This window comes from Burkholderia sp. MSh2 (assembly GCF_000731655.1).
Lineage (GTDB): Bacteria > Pseudomonadota > Gammaproteobacteria > Burkholderiales > Burkholderiaceae > Burkholderia > Burkholderia paludis.
On sequence record NZ_JPGM01000086.1, the window covers coordinates 1 to 24,242 of the forward strand.

The window sequence follows — 24,242 nt, forward strand, 5'->3', positions numbered from 1 at the left end:
CTCCCGCACGCCGCTCCCGCTTCCCCGTCGTAAACACCGCCGCAAAAATCCGCGCCCGATCGAACGCAGGCATCCGAAACGATCGGATAACGGACGAAACGTCCGCCATCTGCCGCGTACCGCACGCGATCGCGCCGGCACGCCGGCGCGCCGCCTGCACGAATCGGAACGATCGGCGAGAATGTCCGGCGTCCCGCGACAACGGCGCCACGTCACAGCGCAATCCGTCGTCCCGCCGTGGTCGCGTCGGCCCATCCCGCAGTTCCATTCCGTCACCCCGCAGTTATCGGAGCAGAACATGGCACTACGCACCCTCGGCACGTCGACCCTGCAGGTTTCGCCGCTCGCGTTCGGCGGCAACGTCTTCGGCTGGACCGTCGACGAGAACACATCGTTTTCGCTGCTCGACGCGCTCGCCGACACCGGCATCAACTTCATCGACACCGCCGACGTCTATTCGGCCTGGGTACCCGGCAACAGCGGCGGCGAATCGGAAACGATCGTCGGCAAGTGGCTCAAGCGTTCGGGCAAGCGCGAGCAGGTCGTGATCGCGACCAAGGTCGGCCTGCTCGCGGCCCGTGCGGGCCTCACGAAGGACAACATCCTGAAGGCCGCCGACGATTCGCTGCGCCGCCTGCAGACGGACTACATCGACCTGTATTTCTCGCACCGCGATCTCGCCGATACGGCCCCGCTCGAGGAAACGCTCGGCGCGTACCAGGCGCTGATCGACGCCGGCAAGGTGCGCATCATCGGCGCCTCGAACTACAGCGGCGCGCGGCTGCGCGAAGCCGCCGACATCAGCCGGCGCGACGGGCTGCCCGCCTACCAGGTCATCCAGCCCGAGTACAACCTGATCGACCGCGCCGGCTACGAGCACGATCTCGAACCGGTCGTGCGCGACCTGAAGCTCGGTGTCGTCAACTACTACGCGCTCGCGAGCGGCTTCCTGTCGGGCAAGTACCGCAGCGAGGCCGACCTGAAGAAGAGCGTGCGCGGCGATCGCGTCGCCGGCTATCTCGACGCACGCGGCCTGCGCATCCTCGCGGCGCTCGACGCCGTGTCGGCGAAGCACGGCACGCAGCCGGCCGCGATCGCCCTCGCGTGGCAGATCGCGCGGCCGACGATCACCGCGCCGATCGCGAGCGCGACGTCGCTCGCACAGCTCGAATCGCTCGGCGAAGCGATCCGCGTGCAACTCGATCAGGACGATATCCGCGTGATCGACGAGGCAAGCGCGACGTAAGCCCGATGGCGGCGGGCCGGCCCCGGGGTCGCGCCCGCCCGGCGGTTCCGCCGCAACCCGCCCCGCGGACAGCGTGACGGGCAAGACATTTCCCCCGGGCCGCCGTCTTCTTCGACGCAAACCGGCGACGCCTGCCGGCTGCCCGTCACGCCTACCCGAAAACCGCCCGCATGTTTTGACTGGCGCGGCCACTTCCGTTGACCCGGACGGACATCGATCGTGGGAGCAGCCGCAACGCCCCAAGGCAAGCGGATCGCGGCCCCGCCCCGGTCTTTCACCGATTGACCGCGCCGTTCGACGTGCCCGAGACTGCGCCGCTCGGGCGGTCATTGGGAGAACGTCATGCCGGACACCAGCACGGAGATCGCGACGATCTCGACGCGCGCCGTGCGCGGCCACGAACGCGTCGACTTCTGGGTCGACCATGTCGCACGCACGCTCGTACGGATCGAATGCAGCGGCAAATCGTCGGAGGGCATCGACGCGACGCTGCGCAGGCGCGATCTCGGGCTGTTCGGCGCATGCGACATCGTCGCGAACCGGCACGCGGTCGTGCGCACGCCGCACAACATCCATGCGGACCAGCGCGACGCCGTGTTCATCTGCCTGATGCACGCCGGGCAGGGCTATACGTTCCAGGACGTCGACTGCATGCAGCATGCGCCGGGCGACCTCGTGCTGTACGACACGTCGATGCCGTACGGTCACGGCTTCCCCGCCGACATGGCGATGACCGTGCTCGACGTGCCGCGCGACGTGTTCGAGGCACGCGTCGGCCCGTGGCGCTATCGCAGCCTCGTCAAGATCGACCGCGGCGACGGCGTGACGTCGTGGGCCGTGCGGCAGGTGTACGCGCTGCTCGCCGCGCCGCAGGAGCCGACGCCCGACGCGCGGGAACGGCGCGCCGCCGCGATCCTCGATCTCGTGCAGTCGATGCTGCGGCTGCGCGACGGCGACGCATCGCCGACGAAGTCGACCGTCCACACGCTGTCGCGCGCGAAGGCGTTCATCGACAGCCATCTCGCCGACGACGACCTCGACAGCCAGTCGGTGAGCCGCGCGATCAACCTGTCTCCGCGCCAGCTCGCGCGCGTGTTCGAGATCGAAGGGATGCCGCTCACGCGCTACATCCTCGCGCGGCGGCTCGAACGCTGCCGCGCCGACCTGCGCGACCGGTCGCTGAAGCACCTGACGGTCAGCGAGATCGCGTTCCGCTGGGGCTTCAACAACAGCGCGCACTTCAGCCGCAGCTATCGCGCCCGCTTCGGCGAGACGCCGAGCGAATCGCGCGCGCCGGCCCCCGCGCAATAGCCCGACGCGCGCGGGCCCGCTCCCCGCCGCCGTGTCCCTGCGAGGCAAGCACGGTGTCCGTCCCGGTCAAATGGGGCCGCATTGCGGTCGCTAAGCTGGCTTCCTGCGCGGCGGCACTCGTTTCGCCGCCCGACAGCAAGGAGAAGAAGCGGGATGGAGACGTACGACCACATCGTCGTCGGCGGCGGTTCGGCCGGCTGCACGGTCGCGCACCGGCTGGTGAAGGCCGGCAGGCGCGTACTGCTGCTCGAGGACGGCCCGAAGGACGACAGCCTGTTCATCCGGATTCCGGCGACGTTCATCCGCGTGCTCGGCACGCGGCGCACCGTCACGTTCGAGAGCGAGCCGCAACCCGGCGCGGCCGGACGCACGACCTACGTGCCGCAGGGCCGCACGCTCGGCGGCGGCAGTTCGGTCAATGCGATGCTGTACGTGCGCGGCACCCGTGACGACTACGACGACTGGGCCGCGCTCGGCTGCACCGGCTGGGGCTGGGACGACGTGCTGCCGGCGTTCAGGCGCGCGGAATCGCACCAGCGGCTTTCGGAGCCATTCCACGGCACCGACGGGCCGCTGAAAGTGGGCGACACGCGCTTCCGGCATCCGCTGAGCCTCGCGTTCGTGAAGGCCGCGCAGGAAACCGGCATCGCCTACAACGACGACTTCAACGGCGCCGCGCAGCACGGCGCCGGCTTCTACCACACGACGATCTTCGACGGGCAGCGCGGCAGCACCGCCGCCACCTACCTCGCCGACGCGATCGGCGATCCGAACCTGCGCGTCCTGACCGGCTGCCGCGTGACGCGCGTCCGGTTCGACGGCCGACGCGCGACCGGCGTCGAATGGCGCACCGAAAGCGGCGCGACGGGGGCGGCCGCCGCGCGCGCCGACGTGGTACTCGCGGCCGGTGCGCTGAGCACCCCGAAACTCCTGATGCTGTCCGGCATCGGGCCCGGCGCGCACCTGCATGCGCACGGCATCGACGTGCTGCACGACAGCCGCGACGTCGGCGCGAATTACCAGGATCACCTCGAAGTCTCGATCTACGGCCGCAGCCACGCGCCGATCAGCCTGCTGGGCGAGGATCGCGGGTTGAAGGCGCTGCGGCACGGGCTGCAGTGGATGCTGTGCCGCACGGGCCTGCTCACGTCGAACGTCGTCGAGTCGGGCGCGTTCGTCGACACCACCGGCAGCGGCCGCCCGGACATCCAGTTCCACGTGCTGCCGACGCTCGTCGGCGACGTCGATCGCGCGCCGCTGCCCGGCCACGGCCTGTCGATCAACCCGTGCCTGCTCAGGCCGCGCTCGCGCGGCTCCGTGCAACTGCGCGCAAGCGATCCGGCCGCGCCGATCCGGTTCGACAGCGGTGCGCTGTCCGACCCGGCGGACGTCGAAGGCCTCGTGCGCGGCGTCGCGCTCGCCCGGCAAATCATGCGGGCGCCGTCGCTCGCGCGCATCGTTCAGGAGGCCGAGACGCTGACCGATGCGGCGCTGTCCGACTACGTGCGGCAGCGCGCGAAAACCGTCTATCACCCGGCGGGAACCTGCCGCATGGGCAGCGACGACCACGCGGTCGTCACGCCGCGCCTCGCGGTGCGCGGCGTCGACGGGTTGCGGATCTGCGATGCGTCGGTGATGCCGCGCATCGTGTCCGGCAACACGAACGCGCCGACGATCATGATCGCGGAGCGCTGCGCCGAGTTCATGCTCGCGGAATGACGCGGCGCGCGTATGCGCGCGGTGCGCCGCACGGCGCCGAACATGCAAACGGCGCGCCAGCCGCGCGCCGCCGCACCACACCGCCGACGGCCGGATCAGTTCCCGGCCGCGCGCGCCGCATCGCGCAGCGCCATCGGCGACGCGCCGTAGCGCTCGCGAATCGCGCGGCTGAAGTGCGCCTGGCTCGAGAACCCCCAGCGAAACGCGATCTCGCCGATGCTCGTCTTGCGCAGCCGCGCATCGGTCAGTTCGCGATGCGCATGCGACAGCCGCTCCGACCAGATGTGCTGCGTAATCGACTCGCCTTCGGCCGCGAACAGCCGCCCCAGATGGCGCAGCGACAGCCCGACCGCATCGGCGACGGCCTGCGGCCCGAGTTCCGGCTCGCCGAGATGCGTCGCGATGTACTGCTTCGCGGTCAGCAGGTAGGACAGCGACGCACGCGAGGCGCCCGCGCCGTTGACTTCCGCGTCGATGAGCTCCGCGATCAGCGTGCGCGTGTGTTCGGCGAACCGCGCGGCGTCGCGCTCGACGGGCGCCTTCATGAACCGCTCGACGCTCGCGCGCAACGTCGCGCCGAGCATCGCGCCCGCGCCGGGCTTCGGCGCGATCCGCAGCGGCAGCGCGGCCAGTTCCGTATCGAGCCGGTCGTCGAACGACGCGATCGGGATATCGATCAGCAACTGCCGCATCGGCGTCAGGAATCCGAACAGATAGGGCACGCGCGTGTCGTAGACGACCACGTCGCCCGCTTCCGCGAGCAGGCACCGGTCGCGCTGGATGAAATACGCGCGACCGCTCACGATCTGGCACGCGAACAGCGACTCCTTCGGCAACTGGCGCACCAGCGCGGGGCTGCGCTCGATCACGTGATCCCGGCCGCTGATGTCGGCAATGCCGAGGCCCGGCAGCGCGATGTCGGTCTTCTCGACCTCCAGCCCGGCCGGCGACAGCGACGAGCAGCGCAGGCCGACCAGCGTCGCCGCATTGAACGCATCCCAATAGGCCATCCTGTCGCGCGCCGGCACGTCGGCCGTCGAGCCTCGCGTGCATGAAAAAACGGTCGAATTCGTCACGTCGCCTCCTGCTGGCGCCTGTCGTGCGGAGCGGCACGGTTTGGGGGATGGTTCGTCTGGATTTTGGTGCGATGCAATGTCCGGCGCGGTCAAGCAATTCGTCCAGCCCAGTCAAGAGCGGCGCACACCGGCTGGCTAAAGTCGAGCCCACGACAACCCATACACCAGGAGACAACCCGTGGTCGACAAAGCCGTAGCCGAATTCTGGCAAAACATCCCGCCGATTGCCAATCCGTTCAAGCCCGATGCGCTGCCGGAAGCCTATATCGAGAACGCGGCCACCGACGACGAGCGCTATTACGTTCCGTTCACCGAAACGGTTTCGTCGCGGCCGCTGTGGATCTCGCCGTCGCAGAACAAATGGTGCGACATCCTGATGGCCAGGAAAGCCGGGCTCGTGAACCGGCACTATCACCCGCATGAAGTCTTCGCGTACACGCTGTCCGGCAAATGGGGCTACCTGGAACACGAATGGACCGCGACGCGCGGCGATTTCGTCTACGAGACGCCGGGCGAGGGCCACACGCTGGTCGCGTTCGATCACCCCGAGCCGATGCGCGCGTTCTTCATCGTCAAGGGGCCGCTGATCTGGCTCGACGACGCGGGCAACCCCGACGGCTACTTCGACGTGCATTCGTACATCGCGATGTGCAAGGCGCACTACGAGAAGGTCGGCCTCGGCGCGCAGGCGATCGAGAAACTGTTCCGCTGACGCGCGACGAGGCTCATCATGACATCCTCCCCCCGTACCGTATGGACGTACGAGAACAGGCTGCTGCTGATCCTGTTCATGACGTTCGGCTTCGTGTTCTTCGACCGCCTCGCGCTGTCGTTCCTGTTCCCGTTCATGTCGGCCGAGCTGCACCTGACCAACGCGCAGCTCGGCATGGTGTCGTCCGCGCTCGCGCTCACGTGGGCGCTGTCCGGCGCCGCGACGGGCGCGTGGTCCGACGCGCGCGGCACGCGCAAGCCGCTGCTGGTCGCGGCCGTGCTCGGCTTTTCCGTGTGCTCGGCGTTGTCGGGGCTCGTCGGCGGCTTCGCGAGCCTGATCGCGTTCCGCGCGCTGATGGGCATCGCCGAAGGCCCCGTGCTGCCGCTGTCGCAGTCGCTGATGGTCGAGAGCTCCACGCCCAGCCGTCGAGGGCTGAACATGGGCCTGCTGCAAGGCTCGGCCGCCGGCCTGCTCGGCGCGATGATCGGCCCGCCGGTCGTGATCGGCATCGCGACCGCGTACGGCTGGCGCGAGGCGTTCTACGTGTCGTGCATTCCGGGCTTCCTGATTGCGTTCTGCATCTGGCGCTGGGTGCGTGAAGTGCCGCCCGGCGGCGTGCGGCACGTGCAGGCCGACACGGCCGCCGCGCCGGCCGCGAGCGGCGCGGCGATCAGCCGCTGGGCGCTGCTGAAGGAACGCAACATCCTGCTGTGCATGCTGATCAGCTGCTTCTTCCTCACGTGGTTCATCGTGATCATCTCGTTCGCGCCGGTATTCCTCGTCGAAAGCCGCCACCTGTCGCCCGCCGACATGGGCGTCGTGATGACCTGCCTCGGCGCCGCGTGGGTGTTCTGGGGCTTCGCGGTGCCGGCGATCTCCGACCGGATCGGCCGCAAGCCGACGATGATCCTGTTCGCGCTGATCGCCGCCGCCTGCCCCATCGCGATGCTTCACGCGAATTCGCTGGGCGCGCTCTGCGCGCTCGTGCTCGCGACCTACACGGGGCTCGGCTGCTTCACGCTGTTCATGGCGACGATCCCGGCCGAAACCGTGCCGCCGCGCGCGATCGCCAGCGCGCTCGGGCTGATCATGGGCGCGGGCGAGCTGATCGGCGGCTTCGTCGCGCCGACCGTCGCCGGCTTCGCGGCGGACAAGTACGGCCTGCAGTTCACGATGTGGACGTCGGCCGGCGGCGCGATCCTCGCGTGCGTGCTGTCGTTCGGGCTCGTCGAGACCGCGCCCGCCGTGCTGCGCAAGCGCGCGCTCGCCGGCGCGGCCGCGAACCGTCTCGATACGCAGAACCTCGGAGGCCGATGACATGCGCGCCCTTCAATGGCATGGCCCGCGCGACGTCCGTCTCGTGGATATCGACGTGCCCCGCGTCGGCCCCGGCGAGGTACGCATCGCGGTCGCATATTGCGGCATCTGCGGCAGCGACCTGCACGAATACGCGGACGGCCCGCACGCCATCCCGGTCGACACGCCGCATCCGCTGTCGCGGCGCACCGCGCCGCTGACGCTCGGCCACGAGTTCTGCGGCACCGTCGTCGAGGTCGGCGAAGGCGTGACGGCGCTGAACCCGGGCGACTGCGTCGCCGTCGAGCCCGAGTACCGCTGCAGCCAGTGCGCGTACTGCCGCTCGGGGTCGTACAACCTGTGCGTGTCGATGGGCTTCGCCGGGCTGATGGGCGACGGCGGGATGGCCGATTTCGCGGTCGTGCCGTCGTACATGCTGCACCGGCTGCCGGACGGCGTCAGCCTCGAGCAGGCCGCCGTGATGGAGCCCGCCGCCGTCGCGCTGCACGCGTTGCGCCGCGCCGAGCTCCGGCTCGGCGACACGTGCGCGGTATTCGGGCTCGGGCCGATCGGCCTGCTGCTGATCCAGCTCGCGAAGCTGCAGGGCGCGACGACCATCGTCGCGGTCGACGTGTCGCCCGAACGCCTCGCGGCCGCCGCGCGCTTCGGCGCGACGCATACGTTCAACGCGCGCTCGCTCGACGCGGCCGTGCTGCGCGACGCGATCCACGCGGCGTCGGGCGGGCTCGGCGTCGACGCAAGCTTCGAGGCGGCCGGGCTGCCGGCCACGTTCGAAGCGGCGATGCACGCGCTGCGCAAGGGCGGCCGCGTCGTGATGGTCGGCCTGATGCCGCATGCCGGCTTCGACGCGTTCCGCGCGGTCAACGACGAGCTGACCTTCACCGCGAGCGTCGGCTACCGGCATGCGTATCAGGACCTGCTGCGCATCGTCGCGTCGGGCGCGCTCGACCTCACGTCGATCGTCACGCGCACCGTGTCGCTCGAAGATGCCGTCGCCGACGGCTTCGATGCGCTGCTCGCCGACCGCACGCAGATCAAGATCCTCGTTTCACCCGCGCAACGGCCGGCCCGGCGCGCGCACACCACAGGGAGCATCGAGCATGAGTCGTCAGTGGACGTTTGAGGGCTGCTCCGTCGTCGTGACGGGCGGCACATCGGGTATCGGCGCGCGCACCGCGTTGCGATTCGCGCAGGCGGGCGCGTCGGTCCTCGCGCTCGGGCTCGATGCGACCGGCCTGCACGCGCCCGTGCATGCGGACATCCGCTGCGTGGAACTCGACGTGTCCGACGGCGACGCGCTGACGCGCACCATCGCCGCGCTGCCGCGGCTCGACGTGCTCGTCAACGGCGTCGGCATCAGCCGGCACGCGGACGAATACCGGATGGACCAGTTCGAGCGCGTGCTGAACGTGAACCTGACGTCGGTGATGCGCGCCTCCGACGCCGCGCGGCCAGCCCTGTCGGCGCATGGCGGCAGCATCGTCAACATCGCGTCGATGTACACGTACTTCGGCAGCAAGATCCGCCCCGCATACAGCGCGAGCAAGGGCGGCGTCGCACAACTCACGCGCTCGCTCGCGCAGGCGTGGGCCGACAGCGGCATCCGCGTGAACGCGGTCGCGCCCGGCTGGATCGACACGCCGCTCAGCGCCGGCCTGATGGCCGACGCGCAGGCGTCGCGGCGCATCCTCGAGCGCACGCCGCTCGCACGCTGGGGCACGACCGACGAAGTCGCGGAAGTGATCCTGTTTCTGTGCTCGCCCGGCGCATCGTTCGTGACCGGCGCGGTCGTGCCGGTGGACGGCGGGTACTCGACGGTCTAGCGCGGCGCGCGCGGGGCATCGGCGGGCGAATGCCCCCGCCCCGATGCCCCGCGCGCACGCCGGTTCCCGCGCCCGGCCTTGTTCATATCAATCAGTAGTCCCATCAAAAATATCCGACTCGATCGGAAACATGTGAGGAGCACTTTGGAGATGACGAAAAAGACTTTACTGGCGCTCGCGGCCTGCACGATTCCGGCTGCGGCGTTCGCACAGAGCAGCGTGACGATGTTCGGGCTGATGGACGCCGGCATCAGCTACGTCAGCAACGAGGGCGGCCACGGCAATCCGAAATTCGACGACAACATCTTCTTTCCGAACCTGCTCGGCTTCGAAGGCAAGGAGGATCTCGGCGCGGGCACGCGCGCGATCTTCCGGCTCGTCAACCAGTATTCGCTCGGCAACGGCTCGATCATCGGCGGCGGGCTGTTCGCGCGGCAGGCCTACGTCGGGCTGGAGAACGACCGCTACGGCAAGCTCACGCTCGGCAACCAGTACGAGTTCATGGTCGATTCGCTGGCCGCGAGCGGCAACGAGATCGCGCAGGATCTCGTCGGCCTGTACGGCTTCCGGAACGGGCCGTTCGACAAGCTCGCGCTGCCGAACAACCCGACCGGCGCATTCGACTGGGATCGCGTCGCTGGCAGCAACCGCGTCGCGAATTCGGTCAAGTACACGAGCCCGTCGCTGTCGGGCCTGACCTTCGGCGCGCTGTACGGCTTCGGGAACGTCGCGGGCTCGATCGGCGCGAACAACACGGTCAGCGTCGGCGCGAGCTACGACAACGGCCCGTTCGGCGCGGGCGCGGCCTATACGAACGAGAAATACGGCGCGGCGGACGGATTGCCGGCCACCAGCGTGCGCAACTGGGGCGCGGGCATGCACTACACGCTCGGCACGATCACCGGGAAGGCGCTCTTCACGACCGTGCGCAACGCGCAGAACGGCGCGGGCGTCTGGTCGGCGGAAGCCGGCGCGTCGTGGCATCCGTCGCCCGCCTGGGTGGTCGGCGCGAGCTACACGTACATGAAGGGCAACGACACGCTCGACAACGCGCACGCGCAGCAGTTTCTCGCCGCCGTCCAGTACTGGCTGTCGAAGCGCACGATGGTGTACGTGGCCGGCGTGCATCAGCGCGCCAGCCACGGCAGCAACGCGCAGATCAACGGCGTGATGGACGCCGACGGCGCGTCAAGCGGCGCGCTGCAGTCGATCGCGCGGATCGGGTTCAGCACCCGGTTCTGACGCGGCATGAGGCGTCGGCCGCGACGCCGGCCGGCGCAATCGGCCCGGTTCGCGCCCGGCCGACTGCGCCGGGGCGTTGCCGTGCGTTCGCGCGGCAACGCCCCTGTACTGCACTCAGAACCGGATCGTGACCGACTTCGGCTCCGTATAGGCGTCGATGAACGCCGATCCGTATTCACGACCGACCCCGGACCCTTTCGCGCCGCCGAACGGCACGGCCGGGTCGACCAGCGTATGCATGTTCACCCACACCGTGCCGGCCTCGATGCGCGGCACATGGCGCAGCGCCTTCGCGAGATCGTTCGTCCACAGGCTCGCGGTCAGTCCGAACGGCGTGTCGTTCATCATCGCGAGGAGTTCCTCCTCGTCGTCGAACGGCACGAACGCGCCGACCGGCCCGAACACTTCCTTGCGGTACACGCTCGATTGCAGCGACTTCGGCACGATGAGCGTCGGCTTCACGTAGAAGCCGTCGCGCGCGTACGCCGTGCCGCCCGTGACGATCTCGTCGCCTTCCGCCCGCGCCTGCGTGAACGCGTCGAGACACTTGCGGAAGTGCGGCCCGTTGCAGACCGGGCCGATCATCCCCGCGTCGTCCATCGGGTCGGACGGCTGGAACTGGTCGAGGCGCGCCTTCAACTTCCCGACCACCTCGTCGAATTGCGACCGATGCACGAAGAAGCGCTCCGCCGACGCGCAGATCTGCCCGCTGTGCAGGAACCCGGCTTCGACGACGCCGTCGAGAATCTTCTCGACCGGCGTATCCGGCAGAAACGCGGCCGCGTTCTTGCCGCCCAGCTCGAGCGTGACGCGCGTGAAGTTCGCGTCGACGGCCGCCTCGCCGACCACGCGGCCGGTCGGCGCCGAGCCCGTGAACGAGACCTTCGCGACGCGCGGATCCCCGATGACCTTGCCGCCGATCCTGCCCGTCCCGTTGATCACGTTCAGCGTGCCCGGCGGCAGCCCGGCCTCGGTGCCGAGCTCGGCGATGCGCAGCATGGTGAGCGGCGTGAATTCCGACGACTTGATCAGCACCGTATTGCCGGTCGCGAGCGCCGCACCGAATTTCCATACGGGAATCATCACCGGGAAGTTCCACGGGATGATGCCGAAGACGACGCCCAGCGGCTCGCGCAGCGTGAACGACGTGTACCGTTCGCCGTTCATGCTCGGAAACGACGGCGCCAGCGTTTCGCCCGCGATCTTGGTGGCCCAGCCCGCGTAATAGCGCAACCAGCGCGCGGACCACGCCACCTCGATCATGCGCGACACCCCGATGAGCTTGCCCGATTGCGCGGTCTCGATCTGCGCGATCTCCTCGCCGTGCGCTTCGATGAGATCGGCGAACCGCAACAGGATGCGTTCGCGGTCGGCCGGCGTCGTGCCGGCCCACGCGCCGCGAAACGCGCGATGCGACGAGGCGAGCGCCGCGTCGATCTCGTCGTCGGTCGCCTGCGCGACGGAGCCGATGACCTGGCGCGTCGCCGGGTTCACGACTTCGATAAGTTCGCCGCCGCCCGCCACCGCGCGACCGTCGATGTATTGGCCATGCGCGCGCGCGAGAAACTCACGGACTTCGCCCAGCATCTGTACCAGTGCCATCTGTCCTACCTCCGGATAACGATTGAGATGAAAAGCCGGTCGGGCCGCCTTCGCGGGCCGGGTCGCGCGACTCCCGCCGTCGACGTCCCGCCGGCCGGGCCGGCCGGTGACGATCTCGTCGACCGTGCTGCGGGAGCGCCTGGCCTGCCCCCGACGTCGTCGGGGCGGCGTATCGGCTCGCGGTATCGCGGCGGAAATCGCCGCGGCGAACGCCCGCTGCGCGCGAACGGCAGTCGGCCACGTTCCGATTCTAGGAGCGCGTCGCGCGCGCCCATCGGCGCTCCGTGCACGCTTTTGGGCTCAGCGTGCAGAACGGCGCGGCGGCCGTACGGGCCCCGGCCGTTTGGATTACGCTTGATGCGTTTCCGGCACCTTTCCTCTTCCGGTCATGACACATGAACTCGTCGTCAGCGCCAGCAACGGCAGCGCCAACCTGCGAGAACTCGTCGCGGACAGTTTCCTGCCGCTGGTCTTCCAGGACACCGGCCCGCTGTTCCGGATGTCGGTGCGCGTCGCGGCGGTGGGCGGGCTGCGCCTGGCGGAGGTGGACACGACGGCGGTCCGGGTGGATCGCGATCGCGCGCTGGCCGCGCGTACCGACAGCGACTGCTACAAGATCCTGTTCCAGATCGCCGGACAAAGCCGCGTCACGCAGCGCAACACGACGTCGACCGTCGCGCCCGGCGAATGGGTGATCTACGACGCGACCCAGCCGTACCGGATCGAATCCGCGCACGCGTCGCGGTTCGTCGCCGCGCTCACGCCGCCGCGCAGCAGCACGATGTGGCGCTGGTTCGTGGAGCGCGCGGGCGTCCGGGTTCGCCAGACCGTCGGCAATGCGCGGCTGGCGCTCCAGTCCATCCATTACCTGATGGACGGGCAGGTCCAGAACGATCCGGAGAGCCTGTTCGGCTTCGAGCAGTCGACGCTGATGCTGCTCGATTCGGTGATCCGCCGCGAAGCCGGCGATTCGCTCTCCGGCGCCGACGCGCGCAGTGCCGCACTGCGGATGAATGCCGAAATCCACCTCGCGCATCACTGTCACGAGCCGGATCTGTCGCCGGACCGGCTCGCCAGCGCATTGAACGTATCGCGGCGCACGCTTTACAGCGCGCTCGCCGCCACCGGCCAGACCCCGCAGAGCCTGATCCAGGAATACCGGCTGCAGGCGAGCCGGCGCGCGCTGGAGGATCCGGCGGACGCCAACCGGAATCTGCTGGAGCTGGCGATCGCATGCGGCTTCACGGACATCACGCATTTCGGGCGCGCGTTCAAGGCGCGGTTCGGATGCAGCCCGGGCGCTTACCGGCTCGCTCGCCGCACCGGTTCGGCGGCCTGACGCGCCGTCTCCGGCGGCCCCGTGCGGCACGGCGGCCAAAAAAAAGCCCCTGACGCAACACGCAGCGGGAATAAAACCGGCGGGACGCCGGTATACCGGACGTCGCCACGCCGTTCGCCGCACCGGACGCGCGGGCGCGCGACGCCCCACCCGATATTGCGAGACCGCTCATGTCACAGCCCAACCACGCCGCCTACACGCGCTTCGCGATCGCCATGCACTGGTCGGTCGCGATCCTGATCCTGTCGAACCTGTCGCTCGGGCTCTACATGGATACGTTTCCGCACAATTCGCCGTCGTTCAACGGCATCCTGTTCTATCACGCGTCGATCGGCAGCCTGATCTTCGTGCTGACCGTGCCGCGCCTCGTATGGCGCGCGACGCACACGCCGCCGCCGCTGCCCGGCAGCGTGCCGGCCTGGCAGGCGCGGATCGCCGGCGCCCTGCACGGCGTGCTGTACCTGCTGCTGTTCCTCGTGCCGCTGACGGGCTACGTGCACCGCCTCGCGGGCGCGCATCCGGTCAGCTTCTTCGGCCTCGCGGATCTGCCGATGCTCGTCGGCCGCGACGAACCGTTGCGACTCCTGACCGACACGCTGCATCGCGCGCTGGTACTGACGCTGGGCTTGCTGCTGGCCCTGCATGTCGCGGCCGCGCTGAAGCACAAGTTCGTCGATCGTGACGGCGTCGCCGGGCGGATGGGAATCTGAGCGTGACCGGTCGGCCGGCGGCGGGCGTTCAGGCGCCCCCGGCCGCCTTGCCGGGATCGGCACAGGGAATCGGCGAGCCTGAATCCAGGATGCGCGCCCGCGCCTCGGCGACGATGCGCAGGGATTCGCGGATGAATCCGTCATCCGCGGTCACTTCGATGAACAGTGCTTCGGCGCGTTTGCGCCGGTCTTGGCGGGGATTGTGCGGCAGGATGAACGTCATTCGGATTTTCAAAGGTGCGGGGCAGGGAGCGCCGCTCCCGATGGAGCGACTCCCCTCTGATCCGCGTCTGCATGGCATGCGCCCGAAGGCTCGCGCAGACTATCGCCACTGCGCCGGCAAACCACAACCTCTGCACTCCGGAATTGACGATCCTTGACATGTCCGGCGTCTCCCGCGCGGACGATCGCGGGCCATGCGACGGCGCCCGGTCGACGCAGGCTGCGCGGGAGCGTACCGGCATCGGGCCGGCGGCCGCCCCCGGACATGCGCCGTCTCAACTGTCGTCTTTCTCGAGCACGTTCTGCGTGAGCGCGACCGACGGAATGGTCGGCTTGAGCGACGTGCGGTGCGCACGACCGCTCAGCCACTTCCAGCCGGCCACGAGCAGCAACGCCACCAGCGGGATCGACGCGATCGTCCACGTGCCGTTCGGGTAGTCGAACGCCATCAGGACCAGCACGCCGAACAGGAACAGCAGCGTCAGCCACGACGTCACGGGTGCGCCGGGCATCCTGAACGACACGTCTTCCACTTCGCCGCGCCTGACCGCCGCACGGAATTTCATCTGGCAGACGACGATGAACGCCCACGTGCTGATGATGCCGAGCGACGCGATGTTCAGCACGATCTCGAACACGCTCGCCGGCACCAGATAGTTGAGCAGCACGCCGACCACGTAGATCGCGACCGTCACGAGGATGCCCGCGTACGGCACGGATTGCCCGCTCATCCGCCCGAGGAAGGCGGGCGCCGAGCCGCCCATCGACAGCGAACGCAGCACGCGGCCGGTCGAGTACAGCCCCGAGTTGAGGCTCGACAACGCGGCCGTCAACACCACCAGGTTCATCACCGAGCCGATGCCGGGAACGCCGAGCGCGCCGAAGAACGTGACGAACGGGCTTTGTCCCGCCTTGTACGCGCTCCACGGCAGCAGGCAGACGAGCAGCACGACCGATGCGACGTAGAAAACGGCGATGCGCCAGATCACGTTGTTGATCGCGCGCGGCAGCACCTTGCGCGCGTCCTTGCATTCGCCGGCGGCCGTGCCGACCAGCTCGACGCCCGCGAACGCGAACACCACGCCCTGCACCAGCACCAGCGCCGGCATCAGTCCGTGCGGGAAGAACCCGCCGTTGTCGGTGATCAGGTGCATGCCCGTGTCGTGGCCCGCGACGTGCCCGCCGGTGCCGAGGATCACGCTGCCGACCACGAGGAACAGCACGATCGCGGCGACCTTGATCAGCGCGAACCAGAACTCCATCTCGGCGAACCACTTCACGCCGATCAGGTTCATCGTTGCGACGATGCAGAGCGCGACGAGCGCGAAGATCCACTGCGGCACGGCGGAGAACGGCGCCCAGTAATGCATGTAGAGCGCGACCGCGGTGATGTCGACGATCCCGGTCATCGCCCAGTTCAGGAAATACATCCACCCGGCGACGAACGATGCTTTCTCGCCGAGGAATTCGCGCGCATACGACACGAAGCTGCCGCTGCTCGGCCGATGCATCACGAGTTCGCCGAGCGCGCGCAGGATCAGGAAGGAAAAGACGCCGCACACCAGATAGACGATCGCGAGCGCCGGCCCGGCGGCCTGCAGGCGTGCGCCCGCGCCGAGAAACAGGCCGGTCCCGATCGCGCCGCCGATCGCGATCATCTGTACCTGTCGATTGCCGAGGGTCTTGTGATAACCGGCTTCGTGGGATTCGAGCCAGTTCCGTTTGCTGGTGTCGCCGGTCGGCGCGGGTTCGGGAATCGATGCCATGACTGCATCCTCATGTGCTTGCGTGATGTCGTTCGGACCCTGTCGCGATCCGGGCTCGCCGGCGCCTGCGGCCACGCAACGCGGGATCGTGCCGCGTATCGGGCCGTTGCCCGCCCGATACGACGAGCGGCACCGTCAATCGCGAACGTATGCAGCCGTAATTCCGTTCACAAACGCTATGCAAATTTCGACTTATCGGTACGCGAATCGCGCATGCGATACGCCGGCGAAAGCGTTTTGAAATACGCGATTCGCCGGGGAGGCCGCGAGGCGGGCTCGGTTTTTTTGCGGGAGGAGATCGTCTTCGGGATGAAGGTGCCGTCGTGTCGGGCAAAGCGTTGCGCGATGCGAGCCGGACACGGGCAGGCTGCTTGCAAAGCGCACGGGCCGGTGGTGTCACGCATTCCGGGTTCAAGGCGGGGCGAGATTCGGACGAGGGTCGAACGAATCGGTCATCGTGAAGGATTACGAACTGGTTGGCGGAAGCGTTCCGGTCGCGAGCAGGCCGGATAGAGGAAGAGGACTGCCCCCATATCGGAAGTCGATACGCGAGAGAACGCTCACATTCATGGGGACCCTTATAGGGGCTCAATGAGCCAGATCTCCGGGCTCTATCAGAATCAATACGTTAGGCCCCTTCACTGAGAATCCCTTTGGTTACGAGTTCTCGTCATTCAGCGTCGCAGCCTACTAATTTCTCGTGAATGTGACCGGACTCCGGCAGGAGGGCATCTTGAGTGCGCCTGATCGGAACAAGGACGACGGGATTTCTGGAGACTAAGACGCCGAAGTGATCCGGGCGGCAGATCTTCAATGAACTCGTCGTCCCATGCACTTCGACAGGGTAACTACCGAGGAAAAACGCCTCGAATTTCGCTATATTTCTCTGCATGCAAATTTGCATGCAAAATTGATTCGCCCGGAAAAGTCGGGCACTGGCCTCCCGTGTTGGCCAGCCTTGAATACCGTCAAACCTCACTAGGAAACGCCGCCTTATGGTGACCAGCGACTTCAAGCCTCAGCCCGCGAGCGCCGCGGGGCCCGCCGTCGACGCAGCGACCCACGCCGCCATCGTTCAATGGATGTACCTCGAGGCCGAGTTGCTGGACGACCGGCGTGAGCGCGAGTGGCTGGAGACGATGGTCAGCCCGGATGTCGTCTATCAGGTGCCGCTGCGCAGTACGGTCGAGCGCGCGCGCGGCTTCGGTTTCTCGGCCACGACATTTCACATGGATGAGAGCTACGGCTCACTGATGGCACGCGTTCGTCGCAACGAAAGTGGCTTCGCCTGGGCCGAGGACCCGCCCTCGCGCGCTCGCCATTTCGTATCGAACATCCGAGTAGGCCGCCACGACGACCACACGCTCAATGTCCGCAGCAACCTGCTCCTGTTTCGCACCCGCCAGGAGCAGACCACCCCGCAGTTCATGTCCGGCGAAAGGCACGACCAGCTGAGGCTGGTTGGCGGCCAATGGATGCTCACCAAGCGCATCGTGCGGTTGGACCTGACGGCCATCGCATCCCACAACCTGGCGATCTTCTTCTGACGAGGCGCACGCATGTCGAACAACACCCAACCCATTCAGTGGCAATCCAATACATCCCACCTGCTCGACGATCTGGCCGACGGCATCGACAAAGGCGCGATTCCAGCTGCGATCTACGGCAACCCGGACATCTATCAGATGGAGCTGCGCCGCGTGTTCGGACGCGCATGGGTGTATCTGGGCCATGAATCGGAGATTCCGGCCAAGGGCGACTATGTGCTGCGCAAGATCGGCGAGGACGACTTCATCGTCGTGCGCGACGAGCAGGGCGAAATCAACGTGTTGTTCGATGCCTGCCGGCACCGCGGGGTGCAGCTGTGCCGCGCCGACCACGGCAACACCTCGCACTTTCGCTGCCCGTATCACGGCTGGGTCTATGACACCAAAGGCAACCTCATTGGCGCCCCGCTGTGGAAGAGCGCCTTTCAGGGCATGCCCAAGGAGGGCAACGGCCTGGCCAAGCCAGCCCACGTGCAAAGCTATCACGGGCTGATCTTCGCCTCGCTCGACCCCACGGCGCCGCCCCTCAAGGCGTACCTCGGCGGTATGAGCTGGTACCTCGACCTGATGTTCGGCCTGAACGAACACGGCATCGAGATACTCGGCGAACCGCAGCGCTTTGTCATCGACGCTGACTGGAAATCCGGGGCCGACAACTTTTCCGGCGACGACTACCACCTGGGCACGCTGCACAAGTCAATCTGGGCCATCGGTGGCTACCCCCTGTCCTTCGAGGACAACATGCAGGGTTATCACATCCATGCCGCTCCGGGCCATTCGCTGTCGTTTTCCATGGCCATGAGCGAGCAGGAACCCGGTCCGCGTTACTTCGGATTCGCCGATGAGTTGGCCGCCAGCTTCAACACCACCAACATCTCCACGGAGCAGCTGGAGGCCGCACGGATGTCCCGCGTGTTCGTCGGCAACGTCTTCCCGAACTTCTCGATCCTGGTGGTTCCCATGACGGAGGACTCGAGCAAGCACGCGCCAACCGGGATCATCACCTTGCGCGTGTGGCAGCCCAAAGGGCCGGGCAAGGTCGAGGTGTGGAACTGGTTCGCCGGCTACAAGAACATGAGCCCGGAACTCAAGGAACGCGTTTACAAGGCCGGCCTGGGCACCTTCTCGATGGGCGGCTCGTTCGAAATGGACGACACCGAGCCGTGGATCACGATCAGTCGCATGGGTCGCTCGCCGGCGGCCGACTTGCTGGACTTCAAGCTCAACTACCAGATGGGCTTACCCGGAGTGGGCATTGCCAAGCGAGTCATCGATGGCTGGCCTGGGCCGGGTGTGGTCTTCCGCACCCGCTACGAGGAGGGCGTGCAGCGCAATTTGTGGCGTTTCTATTCCGACCTCATGCGCGCTGCGCCCACCGAGTGGCCCGATCGCCCCTTGGCTGAATAAGTTTGCGCGCGGCATCCGCGTTTCCCCTTTTTCCACAGGAGATTTTCCGATGGCTCAACCTTGGGCTGAATCCACTCAATCCTTCTACGCGTCCCGCGGCATCGGCGGGCGGTTGGCCCCCTTGAAGAAGCCTGCCGTCATTGTCGTGGACCTGATCAAGGGCTTCACCGATCCGAGCTTTCCCGCAGGCTCGGATTTGACCAGCGTGGTGTCGTGCACGCGCCAGGTACTGGACGCCGCACGGGAAGCCAATGCGCCGGTCATCTTCACGACCATCGCATTCAGCCCGTTGCAAGCCCGAACGATGACGTGGCTGCGCAAGATGACCGGCATGCGCGCGCTGCTCGAGGGCTCGGTGTGGACGGAAGTGGACGAGCGGCTGGGGCGACGGGTGGACGACGAACCCGTCATCAGCAAGCAAGCCGCCTCCTCATTCACCGGAACGCATCTGGCCTCCATGCTGGTGGATCTGCACGTGGATGGCGTGATCATTACGGGTGCCGTGACCTCCGGCTGCGTGCGCGCCACCGCGGTGGACGCCTGCATGGCGGGCTGGCCCGTTTTCGTTCCCGCCGAGTGCGTGGGCGATCGCGCGCAAGGCCCGCATGAAGCCAACCTGTTCGATATCCAGGCGAAATATGGTGAGGTGTGCTCACTATCCGACGCCTTGGCGATGCTGGCGCCGACCCGTTAATTGTCTGGAGGGAATTGTCATGCTGATTCTGGCGGATACGGCCATCCATACCGGCGCTTTTCCGGGCATCGAGCCACGGCTCATGGTCCCGGCGGCCGCGGCGGGACCGTTGGACTTCGACGCCGAATGCCAGTTGGGGACCTATCTGCGCAAGCAGGACCTGGACATCATTCGCGAGCTGGAAATCGCCGGTCTTCAGGGCCGGGGCGGGGCAGGATTTCCCGCCGCCACCAAGTGGTCCGCCCTGGCGAACAACGCGGCCTCGCACAAGGTCGTGGTGGCCAATGGCGAAGAGGGAGAGCCGGCGTCTCGCAAGGATCGATGGCTGCTCACGCATCGCCCGCACTGTGTGCTCGATGGATTGCTGCTGGCCGCCCAGGCCATCGGCGCCACGCGCGCGATCGTCTACCTCTCTCACGAAGAGACTGTCCATGCCATGCGCAAGGCCATTGACGAACTCATGGCCTCGCACCTGAAGCCGGCGTTGCGAGTTGAAGTGCACGTGGTGAAGGCCACCTATGTCGCCGGAGAAGAAACCGCGGTGTGCCGCGCCATCAACGGCGGCCCTGCGCTGCCGACCTCCCGGCCGCCGCGCCCCTTCGAAGTCGGTGTGGATGGCGCCCCCACACTCGTGACCAACGTGGAGACGCTGGCATACGCCGCCTGGATCTCCCGTCACGGTGGCGATCGATTCCGGACACAGGGCGTGACGAATTCTCCAGGTACGACGCTCATGACGCTCACCGGCGCTTGCCGTCGTCCTGGCGTGTATGAGGTGCCGCTGGGCGCCACCATCGATGACGTATTTCAGACCGTGGGCGGCGGCTATATCGGAACGCCCCGCGGCTACATCATGGGCGGGTGGTTCGGCGGCTTCCTGTCGGCCAATCACGGCACGCGCAACTGCTGCTACGTGGGCCTGCGCAAAGCCGGTACGGGACTGGGCTGCGCGGCCATCACGGCGCTGTCCGACCAGGACGACGCCGTGCAGATGGCAGGCGACATCGCCGCCTGGTATTCGGCGGAGTCCGCGCATCAGTGCGGCGTCTGCACCAAAGGAACCCAATCTATCGCCGCAACGATCGGCCGCATTAGCCAGGGCCAGGGCGTCTCGCAGGACCGCGAGAACCTGATCCGCTGGGGAACGACCTTGCGCGGGCGCGGCGCCTGCGCCTTCCTCGACGGCGCGGCCACGCTTGCCCGCTCCCTGATCCACGAATTCGACGACGCCGTTTCCGAACGTCTTGCGCCCCAGGTGCCCGAGACCCCGACGACGCCGGTCCTTGAGTCCCTAGCCATCCGGAAACCCTTATGAAAGTTCACGTAGACATGACCAAGTGCACCGGCTTCGGCACGTGCGCGGACATCGCCCCGGCCGTCTTTGTCATCGACGAATTCGGATATGTGCAACTGCTTGCCGGCAACGAGTTGACGCCCGATCAAGAAGAGGCAGCGCAAGACGCCGCTCGCAAGTGCGGCGCGCAGGCCATCACTTTCGAGAAGTAGAACCCTCCCTCCCTAGGAAAACCTGATGAATCTTGAACTCAACGGAAAGATCGCGCTGGTGACGGCCGCGAGCGCCGGCATTGGCGGCGCCGTGGCCACCACCCTCGCCCGCGAAGGTGCCACGGTGGCCACCAGCTCGCGCGACCCCAGCGCCCTCATCAATGGTGCGGATGTCGCGCCTGGCCGGCTGGTGGGCTATCCCGCCGACCTGGGCAACCCGCAAGACTACGGCACGCTGGTCGAGCGAGTCGTGAATGAACACGGCCGGCTCGACATCATGGTGGTCAACACCCCGGGGCCTCGCATCATCCCCGTGCTGGACGTCCAGGACGAAGACTGGGCAGAGGCGTACGACCTGCTGGCCCGGCCGGCCATCAAGCTCGCCCACGACGCGGCCAAGCAGATGGCCAAACAACGCGGCGGCTCGCTGATCTTCATTACCTCCACGTGGGTGAAGCAGTCCATGCACGGCGGCGTATTGTCGGCCACGATGCGCTCGACGCTGTCCGCCTTGGCCAAGCAGATGGCGCTGGAACTCGGCCCGCTGGGTGTGCGCGTCAACCAGGTCATGCCAGGCGCGACCGGCACGGCACGAATGGAGTCGATCCTGAGCAGCAAGGCGCAACGTAACAACACCAATCGCGAGATCGAGCTGGCCAAGGTGGTCGAAACCATCCCCCTGGGACGTTGGGCCGAAGTGCAAGAGATCGCCGACACCGTCGCTTTCGTGGCGTCTCCACGCTGCAACTTCATGACCGGCGCCACGCTGCAGATCGACGGCGGCGCCATTCGTTCCACGCTTTGACTTCTCCACGCTTCAACTTCAATAGAAGAGATCCTTCCACATGGCCAAAACACTGACCGAACTTTTTATTGACCAACTCAAGCTTTGCGAGGTTAACGCCGAGCAACTGGTTGCTGTCATCTCCGAGCACAACAAGCGCGTCGACTTTGTGGATGCCGCAGTCGCGGCCACGCGTCAGCTTGGCGCAGGGGTTCTGGTGCTGACGGCATCGAGCCTGTCGAATCCGTCACTGCCCCCCTATCGCCCCGACGGCCGCGAAGTTGGCGCGCTGCTCGCGGCGGCCGCCGAGTGCGATTTCGTGATCGACCTGACGCAAGCGGGCCTGATCCATTCGGACATCCGCACCCGCATTGTCGGCAAGGGCAAGCGCATGCTCTTCGTATCGCCCGAGCCGGCCGATGTGCTCGAACGCCTCATGGGAACGCCCGCGATGCAGAGCGAGATCAACAAGGGGGCGGACCTCCTCAAGGTCGGCAAGCGCATGCGGATCACCAGTGCAGCAGGGACCGACCTTACGGTCGACATCAGCGGCGAGGCACTGCCCATTACTCGCCAGTGGGGCTTCGTGAACGAGCCGGGCCGCTGGGACAACTGGCCCAGCGGGTTCATCGCCTGCTTTCCCAACGACAAGACCGCCTACGGAACTATCGTGCTGCAGCCGGGCGACGTGCTGATCCCGTGGCAGCGCTACGTGGAGAACGCGGTACACCTGAAGATCGCCGACGGCTACATCGTCGAGATCACCGGCGAGGGCTACGACGCGTTCGTGCTGCGTGACTACTTCAGTCGCTGGAACGACCCGGAGGTCTATGCGCTGTCGCACATGGGCTGGGGCGTGCACCCGAATGCCGCCTGGTCCGCGCTGAGCGTCTACAACCCGGGCCAGGTGTTCGGCCAGGAGCTGCGTTCCACCTCGGGCAATTTCATGTTCTCGACCGGCTCCAACCGGTTTGCCGGACGCGAAACGCCTGCACACCTGGATATCCCGATTCGTGACTGCACGATCACCATCGACGACACCACGGTAGTGCGAGACGGTCGATTGCTCGACTACTAAGCCCTGCCCCCGAAAGAAGGACGAACCATGGACCGAAAGTTGTTGGAGTCGGCGATCCTATCGATCGCGCGCTCGGCCGAGTCTTTGCAGGAATTCAAGAGCGCCCCCACATCCGTGGGGATCAAGTACGGCCTGGACGAGACCTGGTCGCGTGTCATCGCCGGTGGTGACCGTGATCGGCTTCGTTCTGCAGGTGTCGGCGACGGGATCTCGATCCTGGTGAGCCGTTGGTTCCGCGACGACCTCGGCGACAGCCAGAATACGGGCGCGTTCACGGTCGACAAGTCGCTTCGAATTCCGGCGCCAAACGTGCCCAGGAACCTGGTCTTTGCGGGCGGATGCTCGCATGTGCCAGACCTGCTGGCCCGTCCGGAAGTGGATCCGGCCGACGCCGTTGAGCGGCTCAAGCATGGCTTCGAACAGCTGCGCGTGCTGCTGGCGGCAAGCAAGCCGGATGTGATCATCGCGATGGCCGACTGCCACTTCCAGAGCTTTGACACCGGCGCCTTTGTGGTCGGGACGGCATCCAGCCACGAAGGGTCCATGGCGTTCTTCAAGCGCCCCGACATCGACCTGCGGTTGCAGGGCGAGCCCGAACTCGCGCGCACCATCGTGCGCGACATTCGGGCACGGGGCCTGGAAGTGGAAGACGCAGGCGAAGTGCAGCTCGACCACGGCTTCATCGTGCCGATGCGCCTGCTCCTGCCCACGCCGGATACGCCGGTGATCCCCATCATCACGCAGCCTGGGCGAAGCTTCTCGCCGTTCAACGCACGCATCTTTGGCGAGGCGCTGCGTCCCGTCATCGAATCGTCGGGCAAGCGCGTTGCCATCTTGGGTACCGGCGGCCTGTCGCACTGGCTGGATCCCGGCAAGTTCGGTTTCGTGGACGTCGAGTTCGACCGCTACATCCTGGATCTCCTGGAAGCCGGCCAAGGTCTGCAGTTGGCAAACCTGGAGCCCTACGCGCTGCTCAGCCACGGTCAGTACGAGATCCTGAACTGGATCATCATGCTCGGCGCGGTGGGGCCCGGCGTGCGATCACGAACGCTGGCCTATGAGCCCATGAGCGCCTCCGGCGGCGGCTGGGCCGTCGTCCACATGCCGCTGCCATTTCCCGCACAACCATGACTCACACTGC

At 67.1% G+C, this 24,242-nt stretch carries 22 protein-coding genes; 18 read left to right on the plus strand and 4 right to left on the minus strand.

Annotation, left to right across the window (positions count from 1 at the left end):
* The first annotated feature begins 298 nt into the window (after positions 1-298).
* The 3 genes from GQ57_RS34565 to GQ57_RS34575 all read left to right on the plus strand — a co-directional run bounded on the left by GQ57_RS34565 (position 299) and on the right by GQ57_RS34575 (position 4,276).
* Complete coding sequence (locus GQ57_RS34565; protein ID WP_031403296.1) at positions 299-1,246, plus strand: aldo/keto reductase; 948 nt, start codon at positions 299-301, stop codon at positions 1,244-1,246.
* A gap of 342 nt (positions 1,247-1,588) precedes the next feature.
* The gene (locus GQ57_RS34570; RefSeq protein WP_034200218.1) at positions 1,589-2,557 is read left to right on the plus strand and encodes a helix-turn-helix domain-containing protein; all 969 of its coding nucleotides are present in this window, start codon (positions 1,589-1,591) and stop codon (positions 2,555-2,557) included.
* A gap of 153 nt (positions 2,558-2,710) precedes the next feature.
* Positions 2,711-4,276: a GMC family oxidoreductase gene (locus GQ57_RS34575; RefSeq protein WP_034200219.1), complete on the plus strand. Its 1,566-nt coding sequence runs from the start codon at positions 2,711-2,713 to the stop codon at positions 4,274-4,276.
* Positions 4,277-4,371: 95 nt separating this feature from the next.
* On the opposite strand, the gene GQ57_RS34580 is transcribed toward GQ57_RS34575, so the two are convergent.
* Positions 4,372-5,352 carry a helix-turn-helix domain-containing protein gene (locus GQ57_RS34580; protein WP_031403299.1) on the minus strand — a complete coding sequence of 327 codons (981 nt, stop codon included), beginning with the start codon at positions 5,350-5,352 and terminating at the stop codon, positions 4,372-4,374.
* A 178-nt stretch (positions 5,353-5,530) separates the two neighbouring features.
* Between GQ57_RS34580 and GQ57_RS34585 the strand changes: the two genes are divergently transcribed.
* The 5 genes from GQ57_RS34585 (at position 5,531) to GQ57_RS34605 (ending at position 10,446) form a co-directional block, all read left to right on the plus strand.
* Positions 5,531-6,064, plus strand: a complete 534-nt coding sequence (locus tag GQ57_RS34585) for a 2,4'-dihydroxyacetophenone dioxygenase family protein (RefSeq protein WP_034200220.1) — start codon at positions 5,531-5,533, stop codon at positions 6,062-6,064.
* A gap of 18 nt (positions 6,065-6,082) precedes the next feature.
* Positions 6,083-7,381, plus strand: coding sequence for an MFS transporter (locus GQ57_RS34590; protein WP_034200221.1), 1,299 nt, complete (start codon positions 6,083-6,085; stop codon positions 7,379-7,381).
* Position 7,382: 1 nt separating this feature from the next.
* Positions 7,383-8,504, plus strand: a complete 1,122-nt coding sequence (locus tag GQ57_RS34595; RefSeq protein ID WP_031403302.1) for a 2,3-butanediol dehydrogenase — start codon at positions 7,383-7,385, stop codon at positions 8,502-8,504.
* Positions 8,482-9,204: an SDR family NAD(P)-dependent oxidoreductase gene (locus GQ57_RS34600; protein ID WP_034200222.1), complete on the plus strand. Its 723-nt coding sequence runs from the start codon at positions 8,482-8,484 to the stop codon at positions 9,202-9,204. The genes GQ57_RS34595 and GQ57_RS34600 overlap by 23 nt, the downstream gene beginning before the upstream one ends.
* 150 nt (positions 9,205-9,354) lie before the next feature.
* Entirely contained in the window at positions 9,355-10,446 is a 1,092-nt protein-coding gene (locus GQ57_RS34605; RefSeq protein WP_031403304.1) for a porin, read from the plus strand.
* Between the two features lie 114 nt (positions 10,447-10,560).
* On the opposite strand, the gene GQ57_RS34610 is transcribed toward GQ57_RS34605, so the two are convergent.
* Positions 10,561-12,048, minus strand: a complete 1,488-nt coding sequence (locus GQ57_RS34610) for an aldehyde dehydrogenase family protein (RefSeq protein WP_034200223.1) — start codon at positions 12,046-12,048, stop codon at positions 10,561-10,563.
* 388 nt (positions 12,049-12,436) lie between these two features.
* Between GQ57_RS34610 and GQ57_RS34615 the strand changes: the two genes are divergently transcribed.
* Positions 12,437-13,387, plus strand: a complete 951-nt coding sequence (locus tag GQ57_RS34615; protein WP_034200224.1) for a helix-turn-helix domain-containing protein — start codon at positions 12,437-12,439, stop codon at positions 13,385-13,387.
* Positions 13,388-13,557: 170 nt separating this feature from the next.
* The gene (locus tag GQ57_RS34620; protein WP_034200225.1) at positions 13,558-14,097 is read left to right on the plus strand and encodes a cytochrome b; all 540 of its coding nucleotides are present in this window, start codon (positions 13,558-13,560) and stop codon (positions 14,095-14,097) included.
* A gap of 28 nt (positions 14,098-14,125) precedes the next feature.
* Here GQ57_RS34620 and GQ57_RS34625 read toward each other — a convergent pair whose 3' ends face one another.
* Both GQ57_RS34625 and ansP read right to left on the minus strand, forming a co-directional pair.
* Positions 14,126-14,320 (minus strand): hypothetical protein, encoded by a 195-nt coding sequence (locus GQ57_RS34625; RefSeq protein WP_034200226.1) that lies wholly within the window; start codon positions 14,318-14,320, stop codon positions 14,126-14,128.
* A 274-nt stretch (positions 14,321-14,594) separates the two neighbouring features.
* The gene (ansP, locus tag GQ57_RS34630) at positions 14,595-16,085 is read right to left on the minus strand and encodes an L-asparagine permease (RefSeq protein ID WP_034200227.1); all 1,491 of its coding nucleotides are present in this window, start codon (positions 16,083-16,085) and stop codon (positions 14,595-14,597) included.
* Between the two features lie 995 nt (positions 16,086-17,080).
* Between ansP and GQ57_RS34635 the strand changes: the two genes are divergently transcribed.
* Genes GQ57_RS34635 through GQ57_RS34670 form a run of 8 tightly spaced genes read left to right on the plus strand, consistent with a single transcriptional unit; the run spans position 17,081 to position 24,232 of the window.
* Positions 17,081-17,632, plus strand: coding sequence for an aromatic-ring-hydroxylating dioxygenase subunit beta (locus GQ57_RS34635; protein ID WP_081896838.1), 552 nt, complete (start codon positions 17,081-17,083; stop codon positions 17,630-17,632).
* A gap of 12 nt (positions 17,633-17,644) precedes the next feature.
* Positions 17,645-19,039: an aromatic ring-hydroxylating oxygenase subunit alpha gene (locus tag GQ57_RS34640; protein WP_052001577.1), complete on the plus strand. Its 1,395-nt coding sequence runs from the start codon at positions 17,645-17,647 to the stop codon at positions 19,037-19,039.
* A 49-nt stretch (positions 19,040-19,088) separates the two neighbouring features.
* Positions 19,089-19,733, plus strand: a complete 645-nt coding sequence (locus tag GQ57_RS34645; RefSeq protein WP_034200228.1) for an isochorismatase family protein — start codon at positions 19,089-19,091, stop codon at positions 19,731-19,733.
* A 19-nt stretch (positions 19,734-19,752) separates the two neighbouring features.
* Complete coding sequence (locus GQ57_RS34650) at positions 19,753-21,048, plus strand: NADH-ubiquinone oxidoreductase-F iron-sulfur binding region domain-containing protein (RefSeq protein ID WP_052001578.1); 1,296 nt, start codon at positions 19,753-19,755, stop codon at positions 21,046-21,048.
* A 14-nt stretch (positions 21,049-21,062) separates the two neighbouring features.
* On the plus strand, positions 21,063-21,239 hold the full coding sequence (locus GQ57_RS38585) for a ferredoxin (RefSeq protein ID WP_175190407.1): 177 nt from the start codon (positions 21,063-21,065) through the stop codon (positions 21,237-21,239).
* 25 nt (positions 21,240-21,264) lie between these two features.
* Positions 21,265-22,044, plus strand: a complete 780-nt coding sequence (locus GQ57_RS34660; RefSeq protein WP_034200230.1) for an SDR family oxidoreductase — start codon at positions 21,265-21,267, stop codon at positions 22,042-22,044.
* A gap of 40 nt (positions 22,045-22,084) precedes the next feature.
* Entirely contained in the window at positions 22,085-23,101 is a 1,017-nt protein-coding gene (locus GQ57_RS34665) for a hypothetical protein (RefSeq protein WP_034200231.1), read from the plus strand.
* A gap of 27 nt (positions 23,102-23,128) precedes the next feature.
* On the plus strand, positions 23,129-24,232 hold the full coding sequence (locus GQ57_RS34670; RefSeq protein WP_034200232.1) for a protocatechuate 3,4-dioxygenase: 1,104 nt from the start codon (positions 23,129-23,131) through the stop codon (positions 24,230-24,232).
* Positions 24,233-24,242: the final 10 nt, after the last annotated feature.